Origin of the sequence: Sediminibacter sp. Hel_I_10 (genome assembly GCF_000688335.1) — a bacterium.
Classification (GTDB): Bacteria; Bacteroidota; Bacteroidia; order Flavobacteriales; family Flavobacteriaceae; genus Psychroserpens.
Window position 1 is genome coordinate 1,558,722 of record NZ_JHZX01000001.1, and the last position, 18,942, is coordinate 1,577,663.

General features: G+C 37.9%; 12 protein-coding genes. 2 read left to right on the forward strand and 10 right to left on the reverse strand.

The features are described 5' to 3' along the window. Positions 1 to 148: 148 nt before the first annotated feature. A complete protein-coding gene (locus P176_RS0106980) occupies positions 149 to 2,512 on the forward strand; it encodes a DUF5686 family protein (RefSeq protein WP_026754032.1) in 2,364 nt (787 codons plus the stop codon). A gap of 269 nt (positions 2,513 to 2,781) precedes the next feature. Continuing rightward, complete coding sequence (locus tag P176_RS0106985) at positions 2,782 to 4,653, forward strand: hypothetical protein (protein WP_051605586.1); 1,872 nt, start codon at positions 2,782 to 2,784, stop codon at positions 4,651 to 4,653. Here P176_RS0106985 and queG read toward each other — a convergent pair. From queG to P176_RS0107035, 10 genes are all read right to left on the reverse strand, one after another. Beyond that, positions 4,650 to 5,576 carry a tRNA epoxyqueuosine(34) reductase QueG gene (gene queG / locus P176_RS0106990; protein ID WP_026754034.1) on the reverse strand — a complete coding sequence of 309 codons (927 nt, stop codon included), beginning with the start codon at positions 5,574 to 5,576 and terminating at the stop codon, positions 4,650 to 4,652. The two genes, P176_RS0106985 and queG, sit on opposite strands and share 4 nt — an antisense overlap. Then, positions 5,573 to 6,907 (reverse strand): cytochrome P450, encoded by a 1,335-nt coding sequence (locus tag P176_RS0106995; RefSeq protein ID WP_026754035.1) that lies wholly within the window; start codon positions 6,905 to 6,907, stop codon positions 5,573 to 5,575. The genes queG and P176_RS0106995 overlap by 4 nt, the downstream gene beginning before the upstream one ends. Before the next feature lie 56 nt (positions 6,908 to 6,963). Next, a complete protein-coding gene (gene ruvB / locus P176_RS0107000; RefSeq protein WP_026754036.1) occupies positions 6,964 to 7,986 on the reverse strand; it encodes a Holliday junction branch migration DNA helicase RuvB in 1,023 nt (340 codons plus the stop codon). Between the two features lie 350 nt (positions 7,987 to 8,336). Continuing rightward, a complete protein-coding gene (locus tag P176_RS0107005) occupies positions 8,337 to 10,127 on the reverse strand; it encodes a cbb3-type cytochrome c oxidase subunit I (RefSeq protein ID WP_026754037.1) in 1,791 nt (596 codons plus the stop codon). 31 nt (positions 10,128 to 10,158) lie between these two features. Next, positions 10,159 to 11,229, reverse strand: a complete 1,071-nt coding sequence (locus P176_RS0107010; RefSeq protein WP_026754038.1) for a cytochrome c oxidase subunit II — start codon at positions 11,227 to 11,229, stop codon at positions 10,159 to 10,161. Between the two features lie 27 nt (positions 11,230 to 11,256). Then, on the reverse strand, positions 11,257 to 12,708 hold the full coding sequence (locus P176_RS0107015; RefSeq protein WP_026754039.1) for a hypothetical protein: 1,452 nt from the start codon (positions 12,706 to 12,708) through the stop codon (positions 11,257 to 11,259). Between the two features lie 24 nt (positions 12,709 to 12,732). Next, complete coding sequence (locus tag P176_RS19100) at positions 12,733 to 13,347, reverse strand: cytochrome c (protein ID WP_051605422.1); 615 nt, start codon at positions 13,345 to 13,347, stop codon at positions 12,733 to 12,735. A gap of 9 nt (positions 13,348 to 13,356) precedes the next feature. Next, complete coding sequence (locus tag P176_RS0107025; RefSeq protein WP_026754040.1) at positions 13,357 to 13,887, reverse strand: DUF3341 domain-containing protein; 531 nt, start codon at positions 13,885 to 13,887, stop codon at positions 13,357 to 13,359. An 8-nt stretch (positions 13,888 to 13,895) separates the two neighbouring features. Next, the gene (gene nrfD / locus P176_RS19105; protein WP_081820688.1) at positions 13,896 to 15,626 is read right to left on the reverse strand and encodes an NrfD/PsrC family molybdoenzyme membrane anchor subunit; all 1,731 of its coding nucleotides are present in this window, start codon (positions 15,624 to 15,626) and stop codon (positions 13,896 to 13,898) included. A gap of 29 nt (positions 15,627 to 15,655) precedes the next feature. Beyond that, positions 15,656 to 18,913, reverse strand: a complete 3,258-nt coding sequence (locus P176_RS0107035; RefSeq protein ID WP_026754041.1) for a TAT-variant-translocated molybdopterin oxidoreductase — start codon at positions 18,911 to 18,913, stop codon at positions 15,656 to 15,658. Positions 18,914 to 18,942: the final 29 nt, after the last annotated feature.

The window sequence follows — 18,942 nt, forward strand, 5'->3', positions numbered from 1 at the left end:
ATAGTTATTTTTTGTTTTCCTTAATATGACTAATATCAAATACATATCTGTTCGTAATCGTTATAATTCTTGACTCATTAGCTAGATTGTACTTTAGAAGCTTTTTTTTGAGGATAATGTGTTATTTTTAAACTCCTGATATGTACTAATGAGATTTATTACAACGCTAATTTTGTTTATTGGGTTTATAAGCCAAGCACAAAACAAACTCAGTTTTAAACTTATAGATTCTGAGACGAAAGCGCCCATTGCTTTTGCCAACGTTATTTTTAATGATAACGATCGTAATGGTACCATTTCAGATATTGATGGCATCTTCAATGTACCTCAAGAAGTAGAGACTATATTCATTAGCTATATTGGCTACAAAAAAGAACGTTTACAGTTAGCCGAACTAGATTCAAACATCATCCCATTACAGGCAGAGCTAAGCACCCTTGACGAGGTTGTGATTACCAATACCCAAAATCCGGCACATCGCATTATCAAAAATGCGATAGCCAACAAAGCATTGAACAATCCCGAGAATCTCAACTCCTTTACCTACCAATCGTATGACAAGATTATTATAGACTCTGGAAAAGATGCCGTTAAAAAAGACTCCTTAAATGATTTGGAGACTTTTTTAGAATCCTCCTTTTTCTTTATCACCGAAACGGTTGCCAAACGCAAATATCTCAAACCCCGTTTTGATGAAGACAGTATCATAGCCACCAAATCTTCAGGTTTTAAATCGCCTAATTTTGCGCTATTAGCTAACAATTTACAGCCATTTTCATTTTACGAAGATTACATTAGTCTGTTTGAGGTGGACTATTTAAATCCTATTTCAAAAGGAAGCACCAAAAAATATAAATTTAGTCTTAGAGAAGAATACCTCAAGGGAAAGGATACGATTTTTGCCATTTCATTTGAGCCTAACGCCAATAGAAATTTTGAGGGATTAGAAGGTTTGATCTACATCAACTCCAACAATTACGCCGTACAAAGTGTAGACGCTAAAACTTCTAATTCTGGTAAAATTGAGGTCGCTATTCAACAAAAGTATGCCTTTGTCAACAATTCGCATTGGTTTCCAGAACAACTCAATTTTGTGATTACGGTTGGAGACAGGCTTGAAGCCATTAAATATGTTGGCAAAAGTTATCTTTCTCAAATTGAATTGAATGCCCCCTTAAAGAAAAAGCAGTTCGCTGTACTTCCTTTGGGTATTGACCAAGACGCGGTTAAAAAAGATGACGATTTCTGGAAGGCCTTTAGAAGGGACAGTTTAAATATGAAAGAAGCACGCACCTATGTGGTAATTGATAGTTTGGGCGAAGCTTTTAAATTTGACAAGATATTATCATATTCTGAAAGTCTTGCAAAAGGTAGACTTCCCTTACCATATGTTGATCTCGATCTGCTCAAAATCTTTCAATACAATAAGTACGAAGGTTTGAGATTAGGCGCTGGCTTTTATACCAATGATGATGTTTTAGAACATATTTCCATCGGTGCTTTTGCCGGGTATGGTTTTAAAGATCATACTTGGAAATATGGAGGAGAAGTCCTAATAGATATCCCTAGCAAAAAAGATATTTCTGTCAATCTAAAATACGAGAGCAATCTCAAAGAGGTCGGACGCTCTTATTTTGAGCAAAACCAATCTTTATTTGATTCAAGATCTATTATTGCCGATCACATGGATCAAATCAAGGCTTTAAGCATCAGTACCAAAATGAAATTACTACGGAATATAGATTGGTCCGTCGGCTTTAGCACTTCTGAAATCAAACCGTTGTACAACTATCAGTTTCGCTCTAACTCAGGGCCAATAGTAAATTACAAAAACTCTGAAGTTCATTTCAGTCTAAATTATTTTGTGAACGAAAAGTTGACTACCGTTTTCAATCAACTGTCACGTTTAGAAAGTGATGATCCCATTTTCAATTTAACCTATGCCCGTGGGATCAAAGGTGTTTTTGGCAGCGAACTAAGCTATAACAAATTCCTTTTTACAATGGATGACAGCTTTAGGATAAAGGGATTGGGAAAAACCACTTACAGATTTGATATGGGTTATCTAGACACATCTGTACCCTACGGGCAGCTCTTTACGGGAGAGGGGAGTTTTGATTCTAAATTTCGCTATGTGTTTCAAAATTATTTCCAAACCGTCAGGCCTTATGAATTTTTGTCTGATCGTTATGTACACCTATTCACCAATCATAATCTAGGCATGTTACTCAATAACAAAGGATCTTTCACCCCCGAGATTGTGATTCATAACAACCTTGGTATTGGTCATCTTGAGAAGCCCGAAAACCATGAAGCCATTGACTTTACCATTAAGAATGAGCTGTTTTTAGAAAGCGGACTAGAGCTTCGAAACCTCATTAAACTCAATTATCTCGATATTGGGTATTTGGGTATTGGTGCCGGTGGATTTTACCGTTATGGCTTTTACAGTTTACCTGAAACCAAGGATAATTTGGTCTTTAAATTCGCTATGGGGTTTACGTTTAAGTGATTTTTATTCGCTTCGGAAATTTTAACTCAATTATAATTGATTAATAGTAAGGTCATTTGAAAGTTTTCCTAGATTTTGCGATTTTATGCTCGCCAATTCCTTGGTTAAACACTTTGTTCTGGCACCAAGATCATGAAAATAGTCAAAAATAAAATCCTCAGATTTCTTTTCATTAAATAATCTAAAACAATCCTTCTCACTTAATTTAACTAGTGGATCAAAATATTACATTTGGACTCACCTCAATGAGGTAAATGCTAATTAAGGAAATGAAGCTAAAACAATTTGCCCTTATTATTTTAATTTTTAATGGCTACTGTGCTTTTGCCCAAGTGAATGATACCAAAAAGGATTCTGCGAATGTTTATGAAAAACTAGAGCAGTATTCAAAAAAAAGAAAAACCACCAAGTTTCTGCATAAACTGTTATTTAAGTCCTCTAACAAAAAGCCCAACAAGCAAGTAAATCAAACCAAAAAGCAGAATATGAAACCCTATGAGGGTAAAATCATTAGACGCATTGTGGTAGAGAGCCATGATCCCTTTGGCTTTTCATTTACCGATTCTACTAAAACAGCGAATAGCTGGTTAGAAAAAACAGGGAACCATATCCACAACAAAACAAAAAAATTTACAATCCGTAATTTTTTGTTGATCAAAGAAAATGAACCTTTTGATAATTTGTCCTTTCAAGAATCGGCGCGTTTATTGCGTTCGCAAAATTACATTCGAAGCGTGGAAACTAAGGTAAAAGCGATTGGAAAGACTAAAGATTCCGTAGATGTGTATGTCGCTGTCCTAGACTCTTGGAGCTTGATCCCAAAAGCGGATATTTCCACCTCAAAAAACACTTTCCGATTGAGGGACCGAAATTTTCTGGGATTTGGGCACCAGTTCGACAATAGTTTCACAAACCGCTTATCGGATGGGAAAAACGCTTATAGCTTCCGGTATACGGTTCCCAATTTCAAGAATACATTCATAAACACCTCGATAGGATACAACATCGATTTAAATGGTTTCTACGGAAAATACTTTAATGTCAATCGACCGTTTTATTCGGCTTTAGCCAAATGGTCGGGAGGAATTTATCTCGATGAACAATACAGACAGGAACTTCTTCTTAATGACGTTATGGAATCGAGCGCGGAAAACTTCAAATACCAATCACAGGATATTTGGACGGCACGTTCCTTTAACCTATTTGAAGGCAGTTCTGAAAAAGAACGTTCCACCAACTTGATCGTTGCGGCTCGCCTATTGCATTTGGACTATAGCGATACGCCAAGTATTGCGCAAGACAGTATTCGCTATTTTTCGAGTGAAACTTTTTATATGGGCAGTATGGGGTTTTCTTCCCGACAATTTATTCAAGATGCTTATCTGTTTAGGGACGGCATTACCGAAGATGTGCCTGTGGGCACAGTCTATGCCGTTACTGGAGGCCTTCAGCATAAAAACCAAAAAGACCTTGTGTATGTGGGCGCAAAAGTATCTCATGGCAAGTATTTTAGCTGGGGTTATTTGAGCTCCAATTTTGAATATGGCACCTTTGTTTATAAAGGTCAAACCCAACAAACGGCGTATTTATTTCAGGCAAATTATTTTACCAACCTGATATCACTTGGTGATAAGTGGAAAATGCGCCAATTTGTAAAACCCCAGTTTTTGATAGGTACCAATCGGTTAAATACTATTGGAGATCGGTTGAGCCTTAATGAAAACAATCGGTTTCAAGGTGTTTATGCAGATGATGAACAGCGCCGAAACAGTGCTGGAATCCCAAATTTTAGCAATGAACTATTAGGCACAAAAAAATATGTGCTCTCTTTCCAAACACAGTTTTATTCACCTTGGGAAGTTTTGGGATTTCGTTTAAATCCTTACGTCAATGCGGTAGCAGGGGTTCTTGGCAATGAAGGAACAAGCATCACTAAAAGCCGTGTGTTTTCCGCTTTCGGATTGGGCTTTATTATTCGAAATGATTATTTGGTATTCAGTTCATTTCAATTCTCCTTATCCTATTATCCTTCGATTCCTGGACAAGGCGACCATATCATTGGAACCAATTCGTTTGAAACCGAAGACTTTGGTTTCCAAAATTTTGAACTTGGAAAACCAAGGCCTGTTTGGTATAACTAATCCTTCAAAAATTGAATATTACGCTTCAAGCCCTCAAATTTGGTACGTTTCACTGCAGATTTTTGAAACACTTTATTAAAGGTGTCTTTTGTAATCTCTTCCCAATCTTTTTTAGTCATGGAAAGTACTTCTGGGTGCGGATTAAAAAGCGGTTCACTGTGTGGTTTAGAAAATCGGTTCCAAGGACAAACATCCTGGCAAATGTCACAGCCAAACATCCAATCGTCAAATTGACCTTTAAATTCACTGGGAATATTCTCCTTCAATTCAATTGTAAAATAAGAAATACACTTGCTGCCATCTACTACATAGGGCTCTGTAATGGCTTGCGTTGGGCAGGCATCAATGCATTTGGTGCAAGTGCCACAATGATCGGTCACCGCATGATCATATTCCAGTTCCAGATCGATAATTAATTCTGCAATAAAATAAAAGGACCCCACTTGTTGCGTCAATAAATTACTGTGTTTGCCAATCCAACCTAAACCTGATTTTGCTGCCCAAGCCTTATCTAGCACTGGTGCAGAATCTACAAATGCACGACCATGCACCTCTCCTATTTCTTCTTGAATGACATTTAAAAGTGACTTTAGTTTGTCCTTGATTACAAAATGATAATCGGTTCCGTAAGCATATTTTGAGAGCTTAAAGGTGTTTTGGTTTTGAGTTTCTTGCGGAAAGTAATTCAACAATAATGAGATGACGGATTTTGAACCTTCAACAAGTTTTGTGGGATCCAGACGCTTGTCAAAATGGTTCTCCATGTAATGCATCTCGCCATGGGCATTGTTCTTAAGCCATTTTTCAAGCCTTGGAGCTTCCTCTTCTAAAAATTGCGCTTGACTAATACCACAGGATAAAAATCCGAGACGTTTGGCTTCAGATTTTATAAGTTGGCTGTATTTAGATTTGTTTTCTATCAACGCTTTCGTTTTTCAAATCTGAGATGCGCATTTTTAGGCTTTAAGGTAATTAGTGGCGTGATCCCAATCGCCTCAAATTGTGCTTGTATTTTATAGGTTTTTATAAGATCTGTAATAGCAATAATCATTTCAAACATTGCGAAATTATTGCCAATGCACTTTCTCGGTCCCGCACCAAAAGGAAAATAATGCGAAGAAAATTGTCGGCTCCCTTCCTCAAAACGTTCTGGTTTAAATTGTTCTGGCTGCACCCACAATTCTGGGTGACGGTGAATTTCGTAAACAGAGAATAATAAATTGGCGCCTTTGTCTAAGACCATTCCATTAAATTCGTCAGGTTCCAGATTCACACGGTCTATAAAATAAGCGGGAGGATATAAGCGCATGGCTTCCTCCAAAACCTGTTGGCAAACTTTTGAATTGGTCACCACCGACATCAAATCGGGCTGATCTCCAAATTCTAAAGTTTCCGCATAAATCTTCTCCTGCCATTCTGGGTGCAAGGCCAACAATTGGCAAGTAAAGGTCAAGGCATTAGAAGTAGTTTCGTGACCTGCTGTAAACAAAATAAGAATCTCATCTATAAGCTGCTCCTCATCCATAAAGTTGCCGTCCTCATACCTTGCCTCCAATAACATATCTAATAAATCATCATACTTTTCTTCTGAAATGCGACGATCATTCACAATGCTCTTAAGAATTTGCCTAGCCTCTTGAGTTAAATCTGTGTAGGTTTTGATGGTTCCGCTTAGCTTAAACCACCAGCCCAAATAAGGTTGTCTTAACTCTCGAACTAGCATTTTTTGAGCAGACTCTGTTATAAATTGTAACCGATTGATTTGTTCTGGATTGGCAGCACTACTAAATAAAGATTTTACTACGGTTTGAAAAGCCAAATCATTAAATAGTGGAAAGACATCAAAAGTTTTATTAGTCTCTATGTTTTGATATTCTGAAACAATCGCTGATTGAATGCTTCCCAATAAGTTTTCTAATTTCTTTTTATGAAATGCAGGCTGAATGAGTTTTCGCTGCTTTTTCCAGTGCTCGCCTTCAGAAGTCAATAAACCGCGACCCACATATTTGACCAAATCTTCAGTTTGAATTTTAGACTTGGTATAATTTCTCTGATTTTTTTGAAGCACATATTCTGCAAAGGCTGCATCTCTAGAGAAAAACACTTCGGAAGTAAATCCAATTTTCAATCTGAAAGTATCGCCCTGCGCTTTAAAATTTTGATGATGAAACGGTAGTGGATTTTTTAAAATTTCCAACGAATGTTTTAAAAAACGTCTTAATGGTACTGAAGGTATGCTACTGTTGTTCGTCATCAAATTTGGGAAATTAAAACGTCATATGTTGCAACTCTAGTTGCGAAAGTTATACTTTAAAAAAGTCCGCCTTGAGTGGGGCCTTTAATCTTACCTAAATGATGATAAGCTTTTTCTGTAACCTCGCGACCTCGCGGCGTTCTCATGATAAATCCTTGTTGAATTAAAAAGGGTTCATAAACTTCTTCAATGGTTTCTGAACTTTCACTCACTGCAGTTGCTACAGTAGTAAGACCAACAGGACCTCCTTTAAACTTTTCAATGATGGTTAACAAGATCTTATTATCCATATCATCCAAGCCGTGAGCATCTACATTAAGCGCTTCTAAGGCAAACTTTGCAATCTTAATGTCAATGCTGCCATTGCCCTTTATTTGAGCAAAATCACGCACCCTACGCAGTAGAGCATTCGCAATTCTTGGTGTTCCTCTACTTCTACCTGCGATCTCAACGGCTGCTTCCATAGAAATGGGCACATTTAAGATTGAGGCACTACGTTGTAAGATGGTGGTAAGTAACTCGGTATTGTAATATTGTAGTCGGCTTTGAATCCCAAAACGCGCACGCATTGGTGAAGTTAATAATCCCGAACGTGTTGTTGCACCAACTAAGGTAAATGGATTGAGATTGATTTGTACGGTCCTGGCGTTTGGCCCAGACTCTATCATGATATCAATCTTGAAATCTTCCATTGCAGAATACAGATATTCTTCTACAATAGGGCTCAAACGATGAATTTCATCAATAAAAAGCACATCCCGATCATCAAGATTGGTCAATAAGCCAGCCAAATCTCCTGGCTTGTCTAAAACCGGTCCAGAGGTGACCTTAATACCAACGTTTAATTCACTGGCTAAAATATGCGCTAAGGTGGTTTTACCTAAGCCAGGAGGTCCATGAAACAAGGTGTGATCTAAAGCCTCATCTCTACCATTTGCGGCAGCCACAAATATCTGAAGATTTTCCAGCACTTGATCCTGACCTGTAAAATCATCAAAGGACAAGGGTCTTAACTTCTTTTCAACATCCAGCTCCTCTGGAGTAAAATTATCGTCTGTAGGGTCTAGGTTTTCGTTCATATCATGGTCCTTCCAAAGAGGAACTTTTTGAATTTTTGCTTTTCAATTCTAATAGTAGACAGAAAAAAAGCAGTCGTACTATTAATGTAGAGCTTATGTTTTGCTTCCGAAGAAAAACGTACTGTTCTTCTTTTGGATGGTTATTCAAAGATAAAGAAAAGATAGTCTGTACAGAGTGAGAATAGAAGAGAAAAAATGGTTGTGTAAAGGCAAAAGAAATTTAAAAATTGCAGCGTCTATACTTCTTACCCATACTAAACTTAGAAACAGCCCTAAAAAAAAGACCCTTAGAAAGTTAAACTCTCCAAGGATCTTTATATGAATAAGACATCTGCCTAAGCAAATATATATTAATGCTGTAATTCTTCTTCACCCTCTTTTAAAGGTATATTCTGTGGTACAAAATCCTCATCATGTCCTGGCTTACTATAATCATAAGCCCAACGGTGTACGAAAGGAATTGCTCCAGGCCAGTTACCATGAATGTGCTCTACTGGTGTAGTCCACTCCAAAGTATTGGATCTCCATGGGTTTTGAACTGCTTTTTTTCCGAAGAAAATGCTCGCAAAGAAATTGTATAAAAACACCAATTGGAAGACACCTCCTACAAGCGCAAATATGGTAATAACCGCTTGTGCGTTAGTTGTGTCATCAAATAATGGGAAATTAGAGTTCGTGTAATAACGTCTTGGTAATCCCGCCATACCTATAAAGTGCATTGGGAAAAATACGCCGTAAGCACAGACTGCTGTTACCCAAAAGTGTAAATAACCCATGTTCTTGTTCATCATTCGCCCAAACATTTTAGGGAACCAATGGTAAACCCCTGCGAATAGACCGTAAAGTGCAGAAATTCCCATAACCAAGTGGAAATGCGCTACAACAAAGTAGGTATCATGAACATTAATATCTAAGGCACTATCCCCTAAAATAATTCCTGTAAGACCACCTGTAATAAAAGTAGAAACCAAACCAATAGAAAATAACATGGCAGGGTTCATTTGAAGGTTTCCTTTCCAGAGCGTGGTAATATAGTTAAATGCTTTTACTGCGGAAGGGATTGCAATCAATAAGGTTGTAAATGTAAATACAGACCCTAAAAATGGATTCATTCCCGAGATAAACATGTGGTGACCCCAAACAATAGTTGATAAGAACGCAATGGCTAAAATAGACATTACCATCGCACGATAACCAAAAATAGGCTTACGTGAGTTGGTTGCAATAACTTCTGAAGTAATCCCCAATGCTGGTAATAAAACGATATATACCTCTGGGTGACCTAAGAACCAAAACAAGTGCTCAAATAATACTGGCGAACCACCTTGATAATGTAATACTTCTCCCTGAATGAAAATATCAGATAAGAAGAAAGAGGTTCCAAAACTTCTGTCCATTATAAGCAACAACGCTGCAGATAATAGTACTGGAAACGATATGACACCGATAATGGCAGTTACAAAAAATGCCCAGATGGTTAAAGGTAGTCTTGTCATAGACATCCCTCTAGTTCTTAAATTAATAACGGTTACAATGTAGTTAAGAGATCCTAAAAGTGAGGACGCAATAAATATGGCCATAGATACTAACCATAACGTCATCCCCATACCAGAGCCTCCTTGTGCCATTGGAAGTGCACTCAACGGCGGATAAATAGTCCACCCAGCAGCCGCGGGTCCTGCTTCAACAAATAGTGAAATGATCATGATCACTGCAGAGGTGAAAAATAACCAGTATGACACCATGTTCAAAAATCCTGACGCCATATCTCTAGCACCAATTTGCAATGGAATCAATAGATTACTAAACGTTCCACTCAAACCAGCTGTTAGTACAAAGAATACCATGATGGTACCATGAATAGTTACTAATGCTAAATAAATGTCGGCATCCATAACACCTCCCGGTGCCCATCTACCTAATAGTGCTTCAAAAATTACATTTGGCTTTTCTGGCCATGCAATTTGCATACGCATCATCAAAGACATTAGAATCCCAATAACACCCATAATAATACCAGTAATAAGATATTGCTTAGCAATCATCTTATGGTCTTGACTAAAGATGTATTTGGTTACAAAGGTCTCCTTGTGATGATGCCCGTGATCGTCGTGTTCGTGAGTAACTGCGTGTGCTGACATAATCTCTTTTCTTTTTATAGTCTTTTTTTTATTATTCTGCTTGAACTACGGATTTAGCAAAAGTCTTTTGCTCCTTAATCCATGCATCATATTCTTCTTGGGTCTCTACAATAATCTTCATTTGCATGTTGTAGTGTGATTTTCCACAAATCTTATTACAAAGTAACAAATAATCAAACTCGTAGTACACCTCTTGGCCCTTAGCCAAAATCTCTTCACTGTTTTCTTTTCTGATAGCGTTGATATTAGCCACTTTCTCTATCATATCAGGATTTTGACGCATCTCTTCGGTAGTTACTGCAGGAGTAAAGCCAAATTGAGTGATCATTCCCGGTACACAGTTCATCTGTGCTCTAAAGTGTGGCATATATGCCGAGTGCAATACATCTTGAGAACGCATTTTGAAAAGCACAGGCTTACCAACAGGCAAGTGTAATTCTGTGGTGATGATATCATCTTGAGCATTAGGATCAGCTTCATCTAAACCTAAGATGTTGGCTTTATCAATGTCAATCAATCTTACGTTGGCTAAACCTAACACATTATCATCTCCAGAGTATCTTGCTTTCCAGTTAAATTGTTGCGCGTATAACTCAATCACCATAGGATCTTCGCTTTCATCAACGTTCATAATGCTCGTCCAAGTAAACAGACCATAGATGATCAATCCAGCCAAAACAATTACAGGAATAAACGTCCAGATCGCCTCTAAGGTATTATTATCAGCATAAAACAACGCTTTTCTTCCTTTTTCACCTTTGTATTTAAAAGCAAAATAGTGAAGCAAGAATTGCGTAAAAATTTGCACTATAAAGATAACAATCATAGAGATGATCATCAAATTATCAATTCCAGGACCGTGCTCAGAAGCCGAGTTAGATACTAAAGGTAAATCTCCTAGATAGTAAAAACTCAATATGGTAATGGCATAAATGAAAACTAAAAAGCCCATCATTAAGTAACCATTGATTCTATTGTCTTTATCTGTAGCTATAGCGCCATCATCTGGTGTGCCTACTTGAGACAAATCAAATATCTTAACCATTTGCCAAATGGCAACTGCTACGAAAAGTACTATTATAAGTGTTAAAAAACCAGTCATTGTCGTTTCTCTTCTTTATAAATTTTATTAATAATGAAAGTGTTCACTCTCTTTTATCAGTGGATGGCGTTTAGCCTCTAATGGTGCTTTGGTTAAAGCTGTAAATACAATGAAGATAAATAAACCTCCAAAGAGTAAAAGCGAACTAATTTCTGGAATCCCAATGTACCACTGATCTCCAACGGTAGCTGGCATTATCATATTGAATACATCAATATAGTGTCCCGCCAAAATTACAACACCCGCCATAATAACGAACCAAGGAATACGCTTAAAATCACTGTTCATTAAGATTAACAATGGAAACACAAAGTTCATTACAACCATTCCTAAGAAAGGTAATTGGTAATCTTGAAATCTCGTCACAAAATAAGTCACCTCTTCTGGAATGTTTGAATACCAGATTAGCATAAATTGAGAGAACCATAAATAGGTCCAGAAAATACTAAACCCAAACATGAATTTAGCTAAATCATGAATATGGCTATCATTTACCTTAGGAAGCAATGCTAGAGATTTTAAGTACATAGTTACCATAGAAATTACGGTAATTCCACAAACCATCATACCCGCTAAAATGTACCATCCAAATAAGGTTGAAAACCAGTGTGGATCCACACTCATAATCCAGTCCCAAGACATCATTGATTCTGTATATAAAAAGAACACCAAGAAACCCGCGGAAATACGGAATGTTTTGATAAAGTTCTTATTATCATCGGCATCATCTTGTGCGATAGAATATTTACGAGAAAAGTGTCTGTATAAATACCAACCCCCAATAAAGATAAAGCCTCTTATAGCAAACCAAGTTAAATTTAACCAATCCGATTTTCCTTGAATAAGTTCATCGTGAGCAACCACTTCTGGATCCATCCAAACAAAGAGGTTGTAGTGTCCTATAATACCCGAGAGTAATGCAATAGTCAATACAATAAGAGCTCCTGGAAGCATGTAAGCCGTGATTCCTTCCATCACTCTTAATAATAAGGGCGACCATCCTGCTTGCGCAGCATATTGTACCGCATAAAATGCCAATACACCTAATGAGATCATAAAGAAGAAAAAGGCTGCAACATATAGAGCAGACCAAGGTCTATTTGCCAATTGGTGTTGCACATGCTCTGCATGTTTATCGTCATGGTTTGCATTGTCGTGACCAGATTCTGCCATAGCGTGAGATGCCTCATCATCACCATGATTCATATCACCATGAGCAATATCATCAGTATCTGCTAGTGCATCATGTGCTCCTTCATCGTGTGCGTTGTCAGAATGATCGTTTCCTCCAGCAACAACGTGTGCTTTGGTATCGGCTTCATGACCACCACCGTGATGACCTGCATTTTCAGCAGCGAGCATCTCCTTAACTTCATCTAAAGATTTATGAGATGAAATAAATCCAATAACAACGCCAATCGCACCTAAAATCATAAGTACAAAAGCAACTGTTCTTAATTTACCTGAAATTGTGTACATATCTATATATAATCTTTATCTATCTTAGTTAGTTTCGGTCATCGCAGTTTCTGCTGGAGCCTCTTCCTTAGGTGCCGATTTACCCATCAGTTCCTTTTTGAGGTCCATAACATAATTGACTACTTGCCAGCGCTCTTTCTCATTTAACTGATTTTTATAAGAACCCATAGCGTTTTTTCCGTAGTAAATGACGTGATAGATGCTGCCTTCGTTAATAGCTCTACCTACATCATCGTAACTTGGCACACCCAATATTTTTTCATTCTTCACCAAGGTACCTTGGCCATTACCATTTTTACCATGACAAATAGCACAGTAAATATCGTAATTTTGACCACCTTCCATACTTGATAAAGCCATTGAATCTAAAGGATTAGTCAAATTTGCTTTGGCATTAAGATAACCGTCATTATTGTTTTCAAACTCAAACGGTAAGTGTCCTCCTCTTGCAACAGATCCTTCGGCGGGTAATTTTGCCTCCATATCCATGTCAAACGGTTCTGCTTCTTGATAAGCCTCGTAACCTACAGACTCATACATATTAGGCATATACTCATAATTAGGCGAGCCTTTTTGATTGCAAGCCACTAAGCATAGTGCTAAAAATAATACTAGTGTTATTTGAATTAAGCTTTTCATCTGTATGTTTTAATGCGCTTTATCAATTAAATTTATTTCAACTGCTCCAGTTTCCTTAAGCAAGTTGGTCAACTCATCTTCATTATTATTAACGGAAATTTCCATTAAAAAATGATCATCTGTTGTTCTTGGATCTGGGTTCTCAGCTTTTTTAAATGGCCACATTCTACTTCTCATGTAAAACGTAATTACCATTAAGTGCGCTGCAAAGAACACCGTCAACTCAAACATAATTGGCACAAAAGCCGGCATGTTCTCGATGTAACTAAAGCTTGGCTTACCACCAATGTCTTGTGGCCAATCTTCTATCATAATGAAATTCATCATCACAACAGCAACCGTTAATCCTACACAGCCATACAAAAATGATGTGATAGCGATTCTTGTGGGTGCCAGCCCCATAGCCTTGTCTAACCCGTGCACTGGGAACGGTGTAAAAATTTCCTCTATATGATGATGCGCTGCCTTGACTTTCTTGACAGCTGCCATTAGAACGTCATCATCTGTATAAATAGCGTGAATTACTTTTGAAGCTTCCATGTACTATTTTAGTTTTTTAATTTTTTTGCTTGACCTGACCAATCATCTTGTGCTGCTCTTGCTGAAGAAATAGTGGTAATATCTCCTAGTAAGTCATACTCGCGTTTCGTCATTTTACTTACTTGAGCGTAAGTAAAAATATCAATGTTATTTAACGTTTCTTCAGTGTTGACATCAATACCATTAATGAGTTTTAAATCATCTGGGGTTTGTAAAGTTGCATCAAAAGTACCTACTGCTTCTAGTAAGTGCTCTAACTTATCTTGTTTGGATTGCAAAGGACGTTTAGAGGTTGTCTCTTCTTCAATTTTTAAAACCGAAGTTCTTTCATCTGCACCAGTACCTACCAAGCTATCTCCATTTTCACGAATGCGTTTGTAACGCTCTCCTGAAGATTTCAATATCGTCTTAACTTCAGCCTGAGCAATTACAGGGAATGTTCTTGAGTACAATAAGAATAATACAAAGAAGAATCCAATTGTTCCTATAAAAATACCAATATCTACAAATGTTGGTGAGAACATCGTCCAAGAAGAAGGTAAGTAATCTCTGTGCAATGAGGTAACGATAATTACAAAACGCTCAAACCACATCCCAACGTTTACCACGATAGAAATAAAGAATGAAAACATAATGCTTGTTCTTAATCTCTTAAACCACATAAATTGTGGAGAGAACACATTACAAGACATCATCATCCAGTAAGCCCAAGCATAAGGACCAGTTGCTCTGTTTAAGAACGCATATTGTTCATATTCTACACCAGAATACCATGCAATGAACAACTCTGTAATATAAGCCACACCAACGATAGAACCGGTAAGCATGATTACGATGTTCATAAGCTCTATATGTTGTACTGTAATGTAATCTTCTAAACTACATACCTTTCTCATAATGATTAACAACGTGTTTACCATGGCAAAACCAGAGAAGATCGCACCTGCAACAAAGTAAGGAGGGAAAATGGTGGTATGCCAACCTGGTATCACAGATGTCGCAAAGTCAAAAGATACAATGGTGTGTACAGAAAGTACAAGTGGTGTTGCTAAACCAGCAAGAACCAAAGATACTTCTTCAAAACGTTGCCAATCTTTAGCACGACCAGACCATCCAAAACTCAACAATGAGTAGATTTTTTTCTGAAAAGGTTTTACTGCTCTATCACGAATCATTGCAAAATCTGGAAGTAAACCTGTCCACCAGAATACTAAAGATACCGATAGATAGGTAGAAATCGCAAATACATCCCATAGTAACGGTGAGTTAAAGTTTACCCATAGAGATCCAAATTGGTTTGGAATTGGTAATACCCAATACGCCAACCATGGACGACCCATGTGAATAATTGGAAACAAACCTGCCTGAACTACAGAGAAGATTGTCATGGCTTCCGCAGAACGGTTAATTGCCATTCTCCATTTTTGACGGAATAATAAAAGTACCGCAGAAATTAAGGTTCCTGCGTGACCGATACCAACCCACCAAACGAAGTTAGTAATATCCCAGGCCCAACCAACGGTCTTATTTAGACCCCAAGTTCCGATACCTGTAGATACCGTATAGATAATACACCCAATTCCCCAAAGGAAAGCGACTAGTGCAATTGAAAATACAATCCACCAAGATTTGTTTGCTTTGCCTTCAACAGGGGCTGCCACATCAATCGATACATCGTGATATGATTTCTCTCCTGTAACTAAGGGTCTTCTAATAGGTGCTTCGTAATGAGACGCCATAATCTATTATAATTGTTTCTTATTAATGTTTAAGCTTCTATAGTGTTTCTCACTTTGACGTGGTACTGCACATTCGGTTTTGTACCCACGTGTTCTAACAAGTGATACATACGATCATCTTCTAAAAGTTCTGCAACAACACTTTCTTCATCATTGATATCTCCAAAAGCTATTGCTCCAGAGCTACATGCTGCTGAACATGCGGTTTGAAACTCTCCGTCTTTTATTTGACGTCCATCTCTCTTAGCATCTAAGATTGTTTTCTGTGTCATTTGAATACACATCGAACATTTCTCCATAACACCACGAGAACGTACAGTAACATCTGGGTTTAATACCATTCGACCTAAATCGTCATTCATATGGTAATCAAACTCATCGTTTTGGTTATATAAGAACCAGTTGAAACGACGTACCTTATAAGGACAGTTGTTTGCACAATATCTTGTACCCACACAACGGTTGTAAATCATGTGGTTTTGACCTTGACGACCATGTGACGATGCTGCCACAGGGCAAACGGTTTCACAAGGGGCGTGATTACAATGCTGACACATGACTGGCTGAAAAGCCACCTGTGGATTATCTGAAGGATGCTCCAACTCACCAAATCCTCCTAAAGATCCTTTATCTCCCCAAAGTCCAGAAAAATCATCTTTTTTCTGATCATCGCTTTCAAAAGTTTCTTCCGAAGAATAATAACGGTCAATACGCAACCAGTGCATATCACGGCTTCGTCTAATTTCTTCTTTACCAACAACAGGAACGTTGTTTTCTGCATGACAAGCAATAACGCAAGCCCCACAACCTGTACAAGCATTTAAATCTATCGCCAAGTTGAAATGATGTCCTATTGAACGATCAAACTCATCCCAAAGATCTACTTCTGGAGAGGTCACCGGAGTTTCTTCATGATTTAAAGACACTTTAGGTATCGCATTCCAGTGCTCTTTATCTTTGGTATTAAAGATCTCGAGTGTTGTTTCTTTGATAATATCTCCACGACCCATCAACGTATTTTGCAATTGAACACATGCAAATTCATGAATGCCTGCCACTTTTTTCAAAGTAACAGTTTGAGAGGTATTAAAATCTTGATATAAAGGATACGCGTTAACACCCGTTTTCATTTCTTCTTTTAAGCCCGTAGTTCTTCCGTATCCTAGAGATAAACCAACAGAACCTTTAGCCTGACCTGGCTGAATGATTACCGGTACGTTTTTAACGGTGACACCGTTAACAGTTACATCTGCATAACTTCCATTTAACGCACCCGTAGCCTCATTTTGGTTGATAAACTCCATCTTCTCAGCATCTGCCGCAGAAATAGTTAAGTAGTTATCCCATGAGGTTCTGGTAATTGGATCTGGAAATTCTTGTAACCATGGGTTACTAGCCTGTTGACCATCACCCATACCAACCTTAGTATAAAGTGACAACTCCATACCTTGAGAGACAGCAGATTTCGCTAAGTCGCGAGCTGCGGTTCCTTCGGAAATAGTTCCAACACCACCAGAAACGGTAGTTGTTGATGATGACGTTGTGGTTGTATATTCGTCTTGATCTTCATTTTTAACCCCAACTCCTACAGCAACATCATGAATGACGCCACCTACGAAAGTGCGATCTTTTTTATCTTTTAATTCAGAAGACGTGGTCTCAATACTGCTTGAAGAAGATCCACCTGGAGTGTTACCCAACATCCCTGGAACATAAACACCATCTTGTAGTGCTGTGTTGAAAGAACTTCCTCCTAAAATACCACCGTCCCAATTTGACTTGATGTATTCGCGGTAGGTTTGATCACTTCCATTCCATAACAATAAGGCTTGTTGGAATTGACGGGTGTCAAACAATGGACGAATAGTAGGTTGCATAAGGCTGAAATGCCCTTTTTTCAACTCTACATCACCCCAAGACTCTAAATAATGAGGCGCTGCTGCAATATATTGTGCTGCAGAAGCAGACTCATCGGCCTTCATAGAAAAGGCGATGGATAATTCAGTATTTTTCAAAGCTTCGGTAAACTCTGAAGCATTTGGCAAAGAATAAGATGGGTTAACACCACTCATAATAATAGCACCAACTTTTCCAGCTTTCATGTCTGAAATTAATTGCGCTACCTTTTGGTTACTTCCTTGTCTTGTTAAAATTGGAGTAGAAGGATCAAAAGCCTTACTTCCTAATGAAGCATTTATTGCTAAAGCCACGGCTTGTGCATTGACATCTTGTATGCCAGTGACCAAAACGCCATTGCTTCCCGCCTTCTTCAATTCTGAAGCAGCCATTTGAACTGCTTTCTCTATATTTTCAGGTAATTCTGTTGAAACAGATCCTCCTGTGACTAAGCTATATAATTTTGAAAGTGCTTGCTTTTGCTGACTAGGTGTTAAAGGCACACGCTTATCTGCATTAGCTCCAGTTAAAGACATATTGGACTCAAACTGAATATGACGTGACATTTTTCCATTCTTTGGAACACGTCCTCTAGAATATCCTGCATCAAAACCGCCACCTTGCCAATCTCCTAAAAAGTCTGCACCCACAGAAACTATGGTCATCGCTTTTTCGAAATCATAACTAGGTAACGCTCTCGTTCCATACTTAGACTCAAAAGCATCTAAAGCCGCAGATTCTGACACGGCATCATAAACCACATGGTTTACATTTCCGTATTTAGATTGAAATTCACTAATAAGTTTGGTAGTAGAAGGGCTCGCAAATGTTTGGGTTAGCAAAACAATTTGCTTCCCTGAATTTCTTGCGTTGGTTAATGCCGTATTGGTTTCTGAGTCAAACGTTTCCCAAGAGATCGCTTTGCCATCTTTCATAGGAGACTTTACTCTCATATTGTCATACAAATCCAAAACAGAAGCATTCACCCTTGCATTGGCACCATTATGTGTTTTAGCAAGATTATTATTTTCAATCTTAATAGGTCGACCTTCTCGAGTTTTAATTAAAACGCTCGCAAAATCAAATCCATTAGCGATGGTTGTTGCATAGTAATTAGCAACTCCTGGAATAATCTCTTCTGGTTGAACTACGTAAGGGATAGATTTTACAACAGGTCCCTCACAAGCTGCCAAAGAAGCAGCAGCAGTACTAAAGCCCACATATTTCAGAAAGTCACGACGCGTTGTAGACGAAGATCCCAAAGATTCTTTATTACCTAAAAACTCTTCAGTAGGAATCTCATTTACAAATTCGTTCTGCTTTAGCGTCTCAACAATAGAGCTATCTTTTAGCTCTCCAACACTTTTCCAGTATTTCTTGTTTGATGACATATTATATAATTGAATTACTTTCTTGTTAA